Here is a 16183-nt window from a genome sequence, read left to right as displayed (position 1 = left end):
AAAATTTTATAATTGAATTTAGCAGGTAATTCAATCTTTATATATTTCTTTTCCTTTTTCTTTATAATCAATTAAAATTTGAGCAGGCTCAAAACGGTTGTGGAATTTGTCCTTTAGTGTATTTAAAAGATCAATAATATTTTCAATTCCTTTCTTATGAGTATACATAAATGGACCACCGGTGAACGCAGGAAATCCTAAGCCAAATATTGCACCAACATCACCGGATTCTGCATCCTTTAGAATATCTTCTTGTAGGCAATAAAATGATTCATTGATCATTATCATCATCAATCTATCAGCCACTTCACTGTCAGCTTTTTTGTCAAAACTGTGATCATCACCAAACAAGTTAGCTAAATCAGGATTTACTGATTTCTTTTTATCTTCATATACATAAAAGCCTTTACCAGACTTTTTACCGAGCCAGCCCTTATCTTCCATTATTCCCATCACGGGATGCGAATTAGCACCTCTTTCCTTAAACATTTTTCCTAACGCACCCCGGTTAATATGGGCCCCTACATCGATTCCTATTTCGTCGATCAAAGTAATTGGACCAACTGGAAAACCTCTTTTCTTCATGATCCGGTCTATGCTTTGAGGCTCGTATCCTTCTGATAAAGCAATCATTGCTTCATTTAACATAGGAGCAAGTATTCTGGTTGTATAAAAACCTGGGCCATCACTGACATCTATACACACCTTGCTCTGGTTAAGCCCGATGTCATAAGCTTTTGCTAATGCCGTTTTGCTTGTTTTATCTGTTTTTATTATCTCCAGTAAAGGCATTTTCTCAACCGGAGAGAAGTAGTGCATTCCTAAAACCCTTTCCGGGTTGGTACATACTTCGGCGATTTCAGATACCGGTAAGGCAGAAGTATTTGTTGCTATCAAAGCACTAGCATCGAGTTTTTCACTCCATTTTTTAAGGATTTTTTGTTTTAATTCGAGATCCTCGAAAACGGCTTCGATAAGAGCATCAGATTTTACTGGTTCATCTGATTCTATTAATTGTAGATCATTTAATAACTTTTGATAGTCAGACCTACTGATTTGCTTTCTTTTAACCTTATTTTCTAGATATTCAGAGGTATTTTTCTTGGCATTTTTTAAAGCGTCATCACTCAAATCCAAAAGAGTAACTTTGTACCCATTGTCAATGGAGACTGTGGAAATACCATTACCCATTAGCCCTGCACCCAGTACCGATAAGTGTTCAGGAGCATCTGACAGATCCTCTGAGTAAGGATTCTTTTTATAACTATTCATCAGGAAGAACAACCTGATCAGTTGTCTGGCTTCCGGAGAATGAAGAAGTTTAGTAAATCCTTCAATTTCTCTTTTAATGGCTTCTTCTCTTGATTTACCTGGATGATGCTCAAGGCATTTAAGGATTTCAAGAGGCGCAGGATAATTCCCCTGTGTTTTAGCCATAACATTGTCTTTAGCTTTACTGATTACAAAGCTTTTAAATGGTCCAAATAATAATGCTTTATCCTTAACGGAAAGTCCTTTAGATTTTTTTGTTATATGTTTTCCAGAAGCGATATCCTTTACAAGTTGAATTCCGGCCTTCAATCTGAAGTTTTCATCTACAAAAACATCAGCAAGTCCAAATTTCTTTGCTTTGGATGCATACATGTTTTTTCCTGTAAGAATATAATCTAGTGCATTGGGCAAACCGATACGTTTATAGAGCCTTACAGTACCACCCAAGCCCGGCAACAGCCCAAGCTTAACTTCAGGCAGGCCTAATTTAGTTTTTGAAGAATCTGTTATAACAAGCCCGTGACATGCAAGGGCCAATTCTGTCCCCCCTCCCATGCAAGCTCCATGAATAACTGCTACAAATGGTTTTTGACTATCTTCTATGCGGTTAAATAAAGAGTGCCCGGTTTTCCCTACCTTTCGGGTTTCTTCTTCTGACATCTCCAAAAATTTCTTAATATCAGCCCCGGCTAGGAAATCCTTTTTTTCACTATAAAAAACAGCTCCTTCAATCGAATTATCTTTTTCAATCGTATCTAATAATTCAACCATTGAATCGAGATCATCCATTGAGATAGTATTGTGATCACTACCCTCTTTATTCAACTTAATGATACCGACATTATTTTCTATTTGTAGCTTAAACATAATCAGACCCTTTCGATTAACATTGCATGACCATGCCCTCCAGCTGCACAAGCAGCTATGACAGCATATTTTTTATTTTCTATGTGAAGACGGTGAACAGCGGTATTCAATATTCTTGAACCCGTTGCTCCAAATGGATGTCCAATACTTAGTGAACCTCCCCAAAGATTTAATTTTTCCATCGGTATTTCCCCAAAGGCACCATCTAAACCAAGTTTATTTTTTCCAAATTTTTTACTCTTAAGAAGCTTTAGATTATATAATATCTGGGCTGCAAATGCTTCGTGAATTTCAAATACATCAATGTCATCCAGAGTTAATTTACATTTATTTAATAACTTCGGAATACTATAAGCAGGACCCAATAATAATTCTTCACCAGGATTTCTCGCGGTAAAAACATGATCTATAATTTTAGCTTTTGGTTTTAGCTCATATTTCTTTAATCCTTCTTCTGAAGCGAGTACACTTACAGCTGCTCCATCAGTTAAAAAAGATGAATTACCTGCAGTTAATGTGCCGTATTTCTTTTCAAAGGCAGGGTTCAGTTTTTGTAATTTCTCTTTAGTTGTCCCTTTTCTGACTCCATTATCAAATGTGATTTCATCAGATGCACCAGGATAAAATACTCCGGTGACTTCTTCTTTCAGGTAGCCATCTTCCCAGGCTTTTGCAGCCAATTGTTGAGATCTTGCAGCATATTCATCCTGTTCTTCTCTTGTTATATCATATTTAGCTGCAGATCGTTCACAATCCATTCCCATTACTGTACCCGTGGTAAACTCAGCGATATCAGGAATTTCAGGTTTAAAATCACCTGGTCTGAGCTTCAGAAGGAATTTGGCATAATCCCCGCTTGATTTGAAGGATCTTGTCTGGAATAATTTCTGTCTCATTTCCCTGGGGAACTGAATTGGGATATCAGAAACACTATCCGTACCGCCAGCTAAGGTAAGATCTGCACGTCCCAAACGGATGACATCAGACATGCTTGCTATAGCAGCATTAGCACTTATACAGGCTTGTGATACGGTATGACAAGGAGTAAAAGAGGTGACGCCACCGGTCAATGCAGCCTCCCTGGCAACATTTGAAGTCTGGGTCTGATGTATTACGGTCCCCAAACATACCTGTTCAAATTCTTTCTCCTCAATGTTATTTTTTTGCATTACTGCCTGGATAGCATTAGCGCCTAACTGATAGGACATCAAATTACGGTATCCCGTTCCTGCTTTTTGAAAGGGAGTTCGAATGCCATCTACAAAATAAACCTCTTTTATATCCATTGTTTGTTTTTTTCTTGTATTCAAATCTATGATTTATTTGACAAATAAGAAACTTCCTTATATATTGAACAAACGTTCAACTATAATTAAATGGGAAGAAAAAGTATATCTCAAGATAGGAAAAAAGAAATACTTGAAGCTTATAAAATCGTAATAAGAAAAGAAGGAATTGAAGGTGCTTCTATTGGGAAACTGGCAAAACAGATTAATATGCCGCCCTCGCTGATAATGCATTACTTCAATACTAAAAACGAATTGATAGTTGCTGTTGCAAGGGATATTATTGAAGAAACCTATACCAGGATTATAGATAATATAGAAAGTCTTCCTTCGGATAATACTAAAGAAAGGCTGGTTAACTTTTTATTTGGTGTGGAATGCCAGAAAAATTTTGACTTATATTATTATCGCCTGGCTAACTATTTAGCACATTCCTCAGAAGAAATATCTATTTTCCTGCGAGAGAAATTTGAAAATGTTGTTAATCGCATTGCTGATTACATTAAATCTGAAGTCCAATCGATTAATGGATATTCTATAGAGATCAATGAAATGAGTTCATCACTTTTGAGTTCTTCACTGGGCTTTATGGAAGTAGAAATTTTAAGAAATGACCAATCCTCATTTTTTAAAAATAGCAGAGTGATCAGAGAATATTGGTTGAAAGCTTTGCGTGATTAAAAGTTTCATTTTCATTTTAAATATTACCTTTTGAAGCAATTTTGGTATCTTCTTCGTAAACTTCAACAATGAATAATATGATGTTCGTAAAGGATAGTGAGGAAGCAAGGTTAGGGCAGTTAGAGCAACTCCAGATAATGGGAACTCCAGAAGAAGACCAATATAATCGAATTGTGGAACTTGCTTCACGGATTTGTGATGTGCCAATATCATTAATTTCATTAATAGATAAAGATATACAGTGGTTTAAAGCTAAAAAAGGTATTAAAATAACCTCAACTTCAAGAGAGCTTTCATTTTGTTCGCACTCAATTGAAACGAAAAAAAGGTTAATAATTGAGGATGCCTTCACTGACGACAGATTCAAAGAAAATCCTCTCGTTACTGCCGATCCCAATATCAGGTTTTATGCGGGTATCCCATTAATTAATCCAAAAGGTTATGTGCTTGGTAGCCTTTGTGTAATAGATAGGAAGCCCAGAACTCTTAGCGAAGATCAATTGTTTGCATTAGAAGTGTTATCGGAACAAGTATTGATGCTTTTTGATAACCGGTTAAAGCAAAAAGAACTCGATGAGAAAATTAAATTACTTAATGAGAAAAATTCCCGATTGACTGAATTAAATAAATTGGGTAATCAATTTCTTTCTGTAATTTCCCATGATCTTAAAAGCCCAATTTCAACTACTCAATCATTGGTATATTTGTTGAAGAACAATGTTATTTCTGATGAGGATTTGGAAAAATACCTCAATCAGATGGATATAATTATTGATGGGACTAATCATTTGATCGAGAATCTGGTTTCATGGGGCTACAGGCAACTTGATGGGAAAACTAAAGAAATTTCCTCGGTTAATCCTTCAGAATTAATCGCATCAGCTGTAGATCTTTTTAAGATGAATATGGAGGAAAAAGAGTTGGAAATACAAAATAATATTCCAAATTCTTTAGTTCTAAAGTCAGATAGAGATATTTTATTATTTGTATTCCGGAACTTAATTCACAATGCTATTAAATTTTCTTCAAAAGAGAGAATTATAGTAGATTATGATGAGAAAGAAGAAGAACATATTTTTTCTATAAGAGATTCCGGTACAGGTATGCCTCTTGATGTATTAAGAAATATCAATTCCGGTGAAATTTTAAATTCAGTTAAAGGAACAAGAGGTGAAAAAGGTTCTGGTTTAGGAATATATATGTGTAAAAAATTTCTTGATATTCTAGACGGAAATATAATATACGAGTCCGTTGACGGTTATGGTACTAAAGTAAAGGTAGTTTTAAAAAAATAAGCCAGATTTTTTGCCTGAAAGTTTCGCTTAAAACATCTCTTTACCTATTTTAGTGGCTCAATTTTTACTAGCTATGGAAATGACACGATTAACTTTTGTCACAGCAATGTTCATTTTGTTGTGTTACTCACCTATACATGGTCAGGGGAAATATAAAAATCGATCTCAACAGCGACAGAGTCAGTTTTGGATCGGATTAAAAGGCGGAGCGAATCTTACCAAAGCAAACCCTGAAACTCGATATTCAATATTTGACAGACTTTCTGGTGAAACGGATCAATCGGCAATGAAGAATTATGATAACTATGGTAGTTTAAATGCAAATTTCGGAGTTGTTTTTACTTATGATAGTCCGTTTGGATTAGCTGTTAGTTTTCAACCTACTGTTCAAAATTATACATTTTCTTATGGTTATGAATTTGATTGGGTAGATGATACCAATACCGGAAATACAATGATATTGAATTATCAACATGATCATTTCTTCAGGTATATGGAACTACCACTTTTTCTTCGGTATCAGTTTCCTCTTGGTTCGAGTAATGTTAAAGGTTCTACAGGGGGCGTGGCTGGCAAAAGAGAATTTATCCCATATATCCAGGGAGGATTCTATTATAGTCGCTTGATTGATGCTTTTAAAACTATTACTACTTCAGGAACAGATAATGTGACTGGTAATCAGGCTAATATTCAAACTTCAGAAGAATCTTTTGGGGTAAAAAACCAAATTATGGATGGAAGCATCGGCTGGATTGCAGGAATTGGCGCTGCATATGATATTGGAAATATCAGAGTATCAGCTGAAATAAATTATAAGAGCGGTATCAATAATATAGCCTCTTCTCAAAATCGATATTCCAATTCAAACACTGCAATGGGTTATTATGATGTTTTTGATGATTTCACTCTTCAGCATGTTGAATTCAACCTTAATTTGTTGTTCCCTTTGAAATTTATCACAAACGATTCTTTCAACGCTCTTTAAATTTTTTGTCATGATACTATCTTCAAAATATCAATATATTTTCATACTTATTTTGCTGACTTTTTCCTGTGATCTTAAAGAGGATGAATTGGCACCTGAGGAAAGCTTTATCAAAGTCTATGATGTCAATAACTTCAATCTAGATCTTGAGCCTGTGGATATAATTCAAACATCTGATAGTGGGTATGTGATCCTGGCTAAAGATAAAGATGACATTCCTAATATTTTGGAAACAAATGGTCAGGGAGAGATACAATCTATCCGTTCCACAGCATCCGAGACGGGAAGTCAATATTTCAGACCCATTGGTGAATTGATGAATATTGCAGGTTCAATTTATTTTATAGCAATGAACATCAATTTGGAAGCAGTGTTGTTAGAGATTGAGCCAGGAAGAATTGGAACAAGAGTTTATTCTCAGGTATATCAGCCTCTGGCAGCTTCGAAAGGTCCGGGAAATGAAATTCTTATTGCAGGTTATAGTTCTGCACAGGGCGATGAAATTGTTACTGAACAAAGTACATTTTATGTTATGACCCCTAATTCTTCTACACCAAAATATTCATACAATTTGAGAACAGAAGATTCTTTTACCGATGATTTAGTGAATTCATATTTAAACGGAGAAGCCAACTTTCCTTTCTTTACTGGATATATTGGAGGAGAATCTTCAGCCAGTCATTATTATGTAAATACTTTTTACAATTTTAATCTTTCGACTGTTTTTCTAAATCCTACTAATGATCCTGATAGCCAAATTGAAGGAAGTGTGATCGGAGATAACTATGCGGGTGGAATGAAATCTATGTTGTCACTGGGAGGAAATGATTTTGCAACCGCATATCAGCATACCAATGATTATTACTTTAATCCTTTGAATAACATCCCGGTAGGTGAACATAATTCTAGTCTCGATTCAGGAGAGGTCAAATTTTCAGAAATAGACAATCTTTCAGAAGTAATTATTAAAAGAGTGAATATTGGTGAACAGGACTTGGTTATTTATGCTGCTCAAAACAGAAGAAAACAGGTGGTTTTGTACAGCTATGATTCATCTACCGGTAGTTTTATAGGAAAAATGACTCTGGGTAATAATAGTCCTTATGAGGCAATTGATTTCGAAATAACCAATGATGAGGGGATGATAATTTTAGCTAAGACCTATGTTGCTGATGCAAGATTTGGCCGTGTGGCACTGTTTAAGCTAAATAATGATCAACTATCTCCACTAATTAGATAATTGAAGTGATATTTGAAAATAAAAAGGGAAGCTTTTTAGCTCCCCTTTTTTTATTTCTTAATTATTTTTTGCGTCATTTTCTTATCTCCTTGACTCAGAACAGCCATGTAAATTCCAGGGGTGAGTATAGTTAGATCCTGATCTATTTTATAACTTCCAGAAGTTAATTTCTTATCAACAATTTTCATTACCTCTCTCCCATTTATATCAAATATTGAGATTTGTGTATGAGCTGTATCGTTGATATAAATATCAAATGTTGCAACTGACTTTACAGGATTAGGATATGTTTTAAATTTAAATCTTTTATTCTCGAAATAATCATCACCTGTACTAAGCGTCTCGCTTCCAATTATACCACTTATTTTTAATAGGTTTGGGTCGAGAGATGGGAGAATTTGATTTCTCACTGTGCTAGTGTCAGTACCAAACCAATCTTCAAGAACAGAGACATATACCTGCCGATAATCTACTGTTGGTGTTATATTACCTCTACCCTCTCCTTTAATAAATGACTGTTGTATGTTAGGATTTTTGCCATAGTTATATAGCTCGTGTTCTCCTACCGCACCATTTATTCCAGTTTGATTATCAGTATTTTCCTGGTTATAGATGCCACCATTCACTTTATTTCCACAAATGAACATTGGAGCAGCTTTACCATGATCAGTTCCGAAACTGTAATTTGATATAGCGCGTCTTCCAAATTCTGAAAAAGTCATGCTGATTACTTTATCTCCCAGTCCCTGTTTATTGAGGTCTTCGTGAAAAGCTCGCATGGCAGATGACACGTGATATAATAAAGAAGCATGAAATCCTACAGTAGGATCATAGGACTCAACTTGTTCTGCATGTGTATCAAATCCACCAAGTTTTGCAAGGTATACTCTTGTTTTACATCCTCCGGATATCAGCCTGGCGATCATTTTTAACTGACCTGCTAACGAGTTTTTCATTACGGCTCCTGGTGCATTCATGTGATACCTTTCCGGATAAGTCACATTGGAAGAATTAGTGCCTGATTGATAATATTGAGCCAACAAAGAAGCATAAGAATTACTCTGACTCTCAATATCCATAATGTATTTGAGTTTTTCTCTGTATCTGGCACTTGTGATCAATGAAGGATCAGAGCAGGTGGTTGGGTCAACCCCGACAGAACTCACCAAGTTAGCAAAAGCTTCAGGATTTCTAATGGCAAGGGCTGTTGGTCCTCCGATATCGGCTGAATGAAACCCAAGTGAAACAGTTGACCCAATTTCTATACCTAATGGGTCTTTAAATGCTAACGAATCAAAATTATCTTCCTCAAATGGATAAACTTCGTATTGTTCATCCAGGAATCTGCCTATCCAACCCCCATCATTGCCAATTTCGTCAGAATTAATCCCACTAAGCCAGATATCCTGACTTCGGAAATGAGATTGGTTGAGTTGTTCATATCCGACATTTTGAATGATTGCTAAATTCCCTCTGTCATACATGTATTTAAAATCTAACAGATCTGGATGCAATCCAATCTGAGACTTTGTGTCAAGGGTATTATCTAAAGGAATAAAGGATCTTGCTCCTCTGGATGGAATGGCGAGATTAGGTCTCAAATTATAATAATCATCATACAGATCGATTGGGATCAGACTATTGATTCCATCATTTCCTCCATGCAACTGGATCAAAACTAGAATTCTATCTTCATTTGTATTTGCTGCAGCTTTGAGAAGCTGATTGCTTTCCATTATTTGCATTGGCATTCCATTCATTACAAATGGAGAGGCGCTTAATATTCCTAGGTTTCTTAAAAATTTTCTTCTTTGCATAGCTGGCAGATTAATTTAGTTGAAACTCGGGTGTTTGTATCATGGCTGTGATCAGTTTTTCTAACTGTGTTTCAACCGCTAGTGAATCTCCACCGGTTTGATAGATATTCCAATCATTTTGCCACATTGCTGCATCTAATCCATCATAAAGAATTTCATTTACGAAAAAGTCTATTCTTTCAGTACAAACACCTTCTGGGAATAACAGATCTATTAATTGTGTAACTAATAACTGACCGTCGCCCGGATTAGTGATACCATTAGCTGGGTTTTCTATGAAATCTAAGACATTCAACCTGAATGGAGGATCACCATCATTTCCGTTGTTCAATAGTACACTAGTGTAGTTATACCTGTTAGCAAGGTAATTTGGTGTGATCCAGGATTTATCAAAAGTCGGAAACTGATGATGTGCAGGATAACCTGCAACCTCAAAAGGTCTGTAAAAAGGTAAACCCTGGTCACCTATAACGGAAAGAATACCGTTTATCATGCTATCATAAAATCCCTGCAGATCGGTTTCGTAATCAGGGATACTTACATTTAATAATCTTATAGAGCCCAGGCATAATTCTAAAGGAGATTTGATCATTCCCCCTACAATATCTGAATCATCGGCAGAATTATCAGTATCCAGAAAATAAGTTGAACCTAGTAATTGCCTTAAAGCGGGTTCGATATTGTAGTTATTTGCAGCTAATGTTTCAGCCATTGGTTCAATCACTTCTGTCATGATAGTGCCCGTCCCATAATTGCCGTCATCAAAACCAGTGATGTCATGATGAACAAAATATCGATATAGCTCAGCGCAAATAAATTGTGCTGTTCGAGGTGAACCATTTACTACTGGCTGATCAAAAATTAACTCGATGAAATCATCCAGTTCTTTTTCCATACCTGCTGCAGTGATACCGTTATCCCCGACAAGCTCTGTTGGATCAACAGTAATTATTGCATCATTAAAAACAGAGCTAAATTTCTTGTCAGTCAGATCATGTTGGTAGCAGGTGTCACCACCTTTGACTATTCCTCTTGGAAGATCCGTTTCAGGATCAATATTCTCAAAGTTATTATCTGTCCCATAGCCAGTGAGTATTTGAGCTGCAGCCTGGATATCAGATTCAGTATAGTAAGTATAGCTATCTTCTGCATCTTGCGGACCTTTACCTACCGTATATAATTCAAGTAATTCCCTGGCAAAATTTTCATTAACGACACCCTTAACATTAAGTCTTCCGTCCAAAAAAAGGAGCATAGCATTATCCAGACACATTTTTTTAGACAATTCTTTAAAATTGCCTGCAGCATAAAATCTGAATAATTGATTCTGAAAATACAATGCTCTTTCATCAGTAACCTTTTGTTGTGAAGTTGTCCAATGAGTATGCCAGAACCAGACAAGTTTCTCCCTGATTGATCTGTTCGATTTAAGCATCAGGTTTAGTTGCCAGGAATAAAAATATCTTGTTCTTAGAAATCCCTCACTGTTAAGATCTGTAGCTCCTGATGTCATCCATTCATCTCCTGTTAACGGATCAATGGGTGGTTCTGGGAGCGTCGAATCAAAATTAAAAAGAGTATCGAGAGCCTGGGTGACCGAAAGTCCGGCAAAGTAATTTATATCTTCCTTTGATGGACAAAAAGTCGTTCTACGCAATAAAAGTTCGGCTCTTCGTAAACCTAAGGTTCCACTAGCTGGTGTTAAAGCCATTCTTTAAGTTAATTATCTAATCGTGCAAGTAAATAAAATCGAAAAATAAGCATTTTTTTTATAATCATCTAACCGATAACGTTCATTTTCTTACCTTTAGAATGATTACATAAAAAAAAGCCTTCCGATTAATTCAGAAGGCTTTTTTATTATTTGATAAAATATTTATGGTCTTTTATTTAACTGAAATCCAAGGGATAAGGTAAAAGTGCTGTTTTTGAAGCTATCATCTGCATATAAATCTTCAAAATGTAATCCATCCTGTATCTCAGAGATTCCCCAATCATATCTGGCAGATAATTGAAACCTGCCAATATCGGCACCAAGTCCTGCAACTAAAGCCCATTCGGAAGATTTTAGGAAATTATCTAATGATTCGTTGTTGCCTGATTCTATTTCTCTTACACTATTGGTAAGGAAGCTGATTTGTGGGCCGGCTTCAATATATAATGGTCCAACAACGCCAAACTTTACCAGAACTGGTACAGATAAATAATCCAGCTTTATTTCTTCATTTTGAAATTCGGCACCTTTTGTATTATAAAGAACTTCAGTTTGGACTGCAAGTCTTGATGAATTGCCAAACCTAAAAAAAGCGCCAACCTGGTAACCGGTTCTGTTGTCAAAACTAGTTGAAGATTCAATTGTGGCGAAGTTCATGCCACCTTTAACACCAATTCCAATGTCTTGTGCTTTTCCTTGAAAAGAAATGACAGTGGCAAATAGAAAAATGATTCCGGTTAATATTCTAAACTTATTCATACACGATTAATTTTTTACCAGTATTCTAAATGACAACTTCTGTGCCAGAAATTATTTTATGAATGATCGGTTAAAGTGAATTACTCGGATTGCTTCTCTTTTTCTCTTTTTAAAAGGTGTCGCATATCCTTTTCAGGATTTTTTCCTGTCAATTCTCCAAAAAACCGTATTGCATTTAATCTGTCATCTTCCCAACTAGTAGCTTTATAAGGCTCGGAAACAACTAATTCTTTGTTGCCGTAATCAAAACCACATAAAAAGTAATGAATATCTGCTTTTTTAGCGATGTGCCAAAATCCGGATTTAATATCCTCTACTTTTGATCGGGTTCCTTCAGGGGTAATAGCAATCAATAGATCATCTTCTTTTTTAAATATATCCGCAATAGTATCAGTTAATTTAGTATTTCTGCTTCTGATTACCGGATAACCTCCCATCCACTTAAAATAACCTCCGAATGGCCACACGAAAAGGGAATCTTTTGCCACAAAGTGAGCATTAAGATCAAGAATTCTCCTTGTCATTACACCTATAAAAAAATCTGAGTTGGATGTGTGTGGACCTACAACGATCAGGCCTTGTTTGATATTTTTATCAAAACTTCCTTTAACTTTCCATCCCAGGATATTGAAAAATATGAACTTGTAAAGCCTTTTAATCATTTTATAAATTATTTAGTAAATCTTCATCTGCCTTATTCGGTATAGTTACCATGAGTGATGGATTATTTTTCATGGCCTCTTTAATTGCAAATAAAGCACCATCATTACCAGCCCAGGCTCGCCTTGAGATACCGTTATTTACATCATAAAATAACATTGAATTTAACCGGTTTTCAGCTTGATTTGTTCCATCAAGAAGCATTCCGAAACCACCATTTATTACTTCACCCCAACCAACTCCTCCGCCGTTATGGATTGAGACCCATGTTGCTCCTCTGAAACTATCACCGATTACGTTTTGGATAGCCATGTCTGCAGTGAAGCGGGACCCATCATAAATGTTTGAGGTTTCTCTGTAAGGAGAATCAGTTCCTGATACATCGTGATGATCTCTACCAAGCACTACAGGACCGATTTTACCTTCTCTAATGGCATCATTAAACGCTTTTGCTATTGCCATGCGGCCTTTTGCATCTGCATATAATATCCTTGCCTGAGAGCCAACTACCAATTTATTCTCTCCAGCTGCATCTATCCATGTTATATTGTCATCAATCTGAGTGCTAATCTCTTTATCTGCAGTTTTCTTTTGTTCTTTCAAGACAGCAGACGCAAGTTTATCTGTATAATTCAGATCCTCAGGCTTCCCTGATGTACAAACCCACCTAAATGGTCCAAATCCATAATCAAAACACATTGGTCCCATTATATCCTGAACATAAGAAGGATAGGTGAATTCACCATTATCTTTAATGATATCTGCTCCTGCTCTTGAAGCTTCAAGTAGAAAAGCATTACCATAATCAAAGAAATACATACCTTTGCCTGATAATTTATTAATAGCCTGAATCTGTCGTAATAAAGAATCTTTCACGGCTTTTTTAAACTTTTCAGGATCCTTAGCCATCATTTCATTAGATTCTTCGAAAGAATAGCCTACAGGATAATAACCACCAGCCCATGGGTTATGCAGTGAAGTTTGATCAGATCCAAGATCTACAGAAATATTATTTTCATTTAAATATTCCCACAGGTCTACTATATTTCCTAAATAAGCATAAGAACGGGCTTTTTTATCCTTTCTGTCTGACTCAACTTTCTTCATCAAAGTAGCCAGGTCTGATTCAATTTCATCTACCCAACCTTGCTCATGTCTCTTTTTTGCAGCGAGAGGATTGATTTCAGCAGTTATACTTACACATCCTGCGATATTTCCTGCTTTAGGTTGTGCACCACTCATACCACCAAGTCCTGAAGTAACGAATAGTTTTCCGCCAGTGCCTGAGCCGTCTTTATCTATTTTTCTAATTGCATTTAATACTGTAATGGTTGTACCGTGAACAATTCCCTGGGGACCGATATACATATATGATCCTGCAGTCATTTGCCCATATTGAGTTACCCCTAAAGCATTGTATCTTTCCCAGTCATCCTGACTACTGTAATTTGGTATCATCATACCGTTAGTGACAACCACTCGTGGAGCATCTGCTGATGAAGGGAAGAGGCCCATTGGGTGACCAGAATACATATGAAGTGTTTGATCATCAGACATAACAGACAGGTATTGCATCGTTAGTCTGTATTGAGCCCAGTTTTGAAAAACAGCTCCATTTCCTCCATAAGTTATTAGTTCTTCAGGATGTTGGGCAACAGCAGGGTCAAGATTATTCTGGATCATCAGCATTATCGCTGCTGCTTGTCTTGAGCTTGCCGGATAATCTTCAATCGGTCGTGCATACATTTCATAATCAGGCATAAACCGATACATGTAAATCCTGCCATATTTATTGAGCTCATCAGCAAACTCAGGTGCTAGTTCTTCATGGAATTTAGGATCAAAATACCTGAGCGCATTTTTAATTGCTAATTTTTTTTCTCTGTCAGAAAGAATATCCTTTCTGACCGGAGCATGACTATATTTTTCGCTTCGTGTTTTTTTTGGGGGTAATTTATCCGGAATTCCTTGCCGGATTTCTGTTTTAAAATCTTCAGCACTCATCTATTTGGGTATTATTGTTTCAAACTTGTCAATATTGTCTTTTGTAAACTGGTAACCTTCATTAAATGCTTTGTCTACTGATTTAAAATCTATTGCTCTTACATTGGCCATAGGTTCCAGTTCCAGATAAATGTCGCATTTTTCAGTTTGTGGCGTAACATTTCCATTTACTACCAGTAAAAAGGTTCTTTCCAGAATATCTCTGATATTAGTTTTTTCTCCAGTAGATTTTCTTGGGTTGCAATTTAAACCTACTATTGGTTTTTTTCCTGAATTGATAAGAGGAGTTACAGGTAAATTATCAGTAAGTCCTCCATCATAGCAGTTTTTACCATTTATTTTAACCGGTAAAAACATTCCCGGAATGGACATGGTAGCTGAAAGAGCTTCAACAAGGGGTCCTTTGTTTACATATACTGGCCTACCTTCATCAAAATCTGTATAACATATCCATGTTTCATTATTGAGATCTTCCAGTTTAGTATTTCCAAAGGTATCTTTGAGTACATTCATCACTTTTTTATGATTGAGCACTCCCCTCTTACTCCAAGCAATACCTTTTGGATCGAATAAAGAAAAACTTTTAGTTCTGTCTAGAAAATCCTGGTAATCCAGACCAAAATTGACTGCACAAGCTACAAGGGCTCCAAAGCTAGTTCCAGAGAATGATTCGAACTTCACACCATTTTCCTGAAGTGCTTTTAAAGCTCCCAGATGAGCAATACCTTTCACTCCGCCACCAGAAAGACAGAAATTAGCCATTAACTTATTTCAGAAAGTTTAAATTTTTCATCCACACGAACCCCTCTTTCGGTCTTTTTAAGAGTACAGCATTCCACCACAGGATCGTGTTCAAAGAATAGAATATAGTTGTTTTCTACAGCTTCTTCTAAAAATTCTGACTTTTCTTTTAAGGTATCTAGTGGTCTGACATCATATCCCATTACATATGGAATCGGTATATGGCTTGAAGTTGGTATCAAATCAGCAGCAAACACAATTTTATGACCTTTATAGTTAATCACCGGGAGCATTTGCTTTTCAGTGTGTCCATCAACAGTGATATATTCAAATACATCGAAAGGTTCATTCTTATCATTAGCAAATTTTAACTGGCCTGATTCTTCGATTGGTAAAATATTTTCTTTAAGAAAAGATGCTTTTTCCCGGGCATTTGGATGAGTGGCCCAATCCCAATGGCTACTATGTGACCAGTACTTAGCATTTTTAAAAGCCGGAACTAAGTTTTGATTTTGGTCATATTTAACTGATCCACCGCAATGATCAAAATGAAGATGTGTTTGAAAAACATCGGTGATATCTTCAAAATTCAATCCGATCTTATTCAATGATCCTTTCAGTGATTTATCTCCGTGCAAATAATAATGAGAAAAGAATTTTTCACTTTGCTTATCACCAATTCCTGTATCTATTAAAATTCTTCTGTTATCAGATTCTACCAGCATGCATCTCATGGCGAGATCGATAAGGTTATTGCTATCTGCAGGGTTGGTTTTATTCCACAAGACTTTTGGTACTACTCCAAACATAGCCCCTCCGTCAAGTTTGAACATACCGGCATGTATAACTTCAAGGTTCATAT

General features: G+C 36.1%; 13 protein-coding genes. 4 read left to right on the top strand and 9 right to left on the bottom strand.

The features are described from left to right. Positions 1-30: 30 nt before the first annotated feature. Both OO013_RS08895 and OO013_RS08890 read right to left on the bottom strand, forming a co-directional pair. On the bottom strand, positions 31-2139 hold the full coding sequence (locus tag OO013_RS08895) for a 3-hydroxyacyl-CoA dehydrogenase NAD-binding domain-containing protein (RefSeq protein WP_266056447.1): 2109 nt from the start codon (positions 2137-2139) through the stop codon (positions 31-33). 2 nt (positions 2140-2141) lie between these two features. Next, positions 2142-3449 carry a thiolase family protein gene (locus OO013_RS08890; RefSeq protein ID WP_305067213.1) on the bottom strand — a complete coding sequence of 436 codons (1308 nt, stop codon included), beginning with the start codon at positions 3447-3449 and terminating at the stop codon, positions 2142-2144. 66 nt (positions 3450-3515) lie between these two features. Between OO013_RS08890 and OO013_RS08885 the strand changes: the two genes are divergently transcribed. The 4 genes from OO013_RS08885 (at position 3516) to OO013_RS08870 (ending at position 7626) form a co-directional block, all read left to right on the top strand. Continuing rightward, entirely contained in the window at positions 3516-4106 is a 591-nt protein-coding gene (locus OO013_RS08885; RefSeq protein ID WP_266056446.1) for a TetR/AcrR family transcriptional regulator, read from the top strand. A 77-nt stretch (positions 4107-4183) separates the two neighbouring features. Further along, positions 4184-5401, top strand: a complete 1218-nt coding sequence (locus OO013_RS08880; protein WP_266056445.1) for a GAF domain-containing sensor histidine kinase — start codon at positions 4184-4186, stop codon at positions 5399-5401. Positions 5402-5480: 79 nt separating this feature from the next. Continuing rightward, the gene (locus OO013_RS08875) at positions 5481-6386 is read left to right on the top strand and encodes a porin family protein (protein ID WP_266056444.1); all 906 of its coding nucleotides are present in this window, start codon (positions 5481-5483) and stop codon (positions 6384-6386) included. A 10-nt stretch (positions 6387-6396) separates the two neighbouring features. Beyond that, the gene (locus OO013_RS08870; protein WP_266056443.1) at positions 6397-7626 is read left to right on the top strand and encodes a hypothetical protein; all 1230 of its coding nucleotides are present in this window, start codon (positions 6397-6399) and stop codon (positions 7624-7626) included. A 50-nt stretch (positions 7627-7676) separates the two neighbouring features. Here OO013_RS08870 and OO013_RS08865 read toward each other — a convergent pair whose 3' ends face one another. From OO013_RS08865 to OO013_RS08835, 7 genes are all read right to left on the bottom strand, one after another. Beyond that, positions 7677-9443: a DUF1501 domain-containing protein gene (locus tag OO013_RS08865; protein ID WP_266056442.1), complete on the bottom strand. Its 1767-nt coding sequence runs from the start codon at positions 9441-9443 to the stop codon at positions 7677-7679. Between the two features lie 10 nt (positions 9444-9453). Then, the gene (locus tag OO013_RS08860; protein WP_266056441.1) at positions 9454-11154 is read right to left on the bottom strand and encodes a DUF1800 domain-containing protein; all 1701 of its coding nucleotides are present in this window, start codon (positions 11152-11154) and stop codon (positions 9454-9456) included. Positions 11155-11319: 165 nt separating this feature from the next. Continuing rightward, positions 11320-11916, bottom strand: a complete 597-nt coding sequence (locus OO013_RS08855; RefSeq protein WP_266056440.1) for a porin family protein — start codon at positions 11914-11916, stop codon at positions 11320-11322. A gap of 80 nt (positions 11917-11996) precedes the next feature. After that, positions 11997-12578 (bottom strand): 1-acyl-sn-glycerol-3-phosphate acyltransferase, encoded by a 582-nt coding sequence (locus tag OO013_RS08850; RefSeq protein ID WP_266056439.1) that lies wholly within the window; start codon positions 12576-12578, stop codon positions 11997-11999. A 1-nt stretch (position 12579) separates the two neighbouring features. Beyond that, a complete protein-coding gene (gene hutU, locus OO013_RS08845; RefSeq protein ID WP_266056438.1) occupies positions 12580-14580 on the bottom strand; it encodes a urocanate hydratase in 2001 nt (666 codons plus the stop codon). Further along, on the bottom strand, positions 14581-15342 hold the full coding sequence (locus OO013_RS08840; RefSeq protein ID WP_266056437.1) for a patatin-like phospholipase family protein: 762 nt from the start codon (positions 15340-15342) through the stop codon (positions 14581-14583). It lies immediately after the preceding gene. Continuing rightward, positions 15342-16181, bottom strand: a complete 840-nt coding sequence (locus OO013_RS08835) for an MBL fold metallo-hydrolase (protein ID WP_266056436.1) — start codon at positions 16179-16181, stop codon at positions 15342-15344. The genes OO013_RS08840 and OO013_RS08835 overlap by 1 nt, the downstream gene beginning before the upstream one ends. Between the last annotated feature and the right edge of the window lie 2 nt (positions 16182-16183).

This window comes from Mangrovivirga halotolerans, assembly GCF_026241165.1.
Taxonomy (GTDB): domain Bacteria; phylum Bacteroidota; class Bacteroidia; order Cytophagales; family Cyclobacteriaceae; genus Mangrovivirga; species Mangrovivirga halotolerans.
This window is presented reverse-complemented; position numbering and strand designations above follow the sequence as displayed.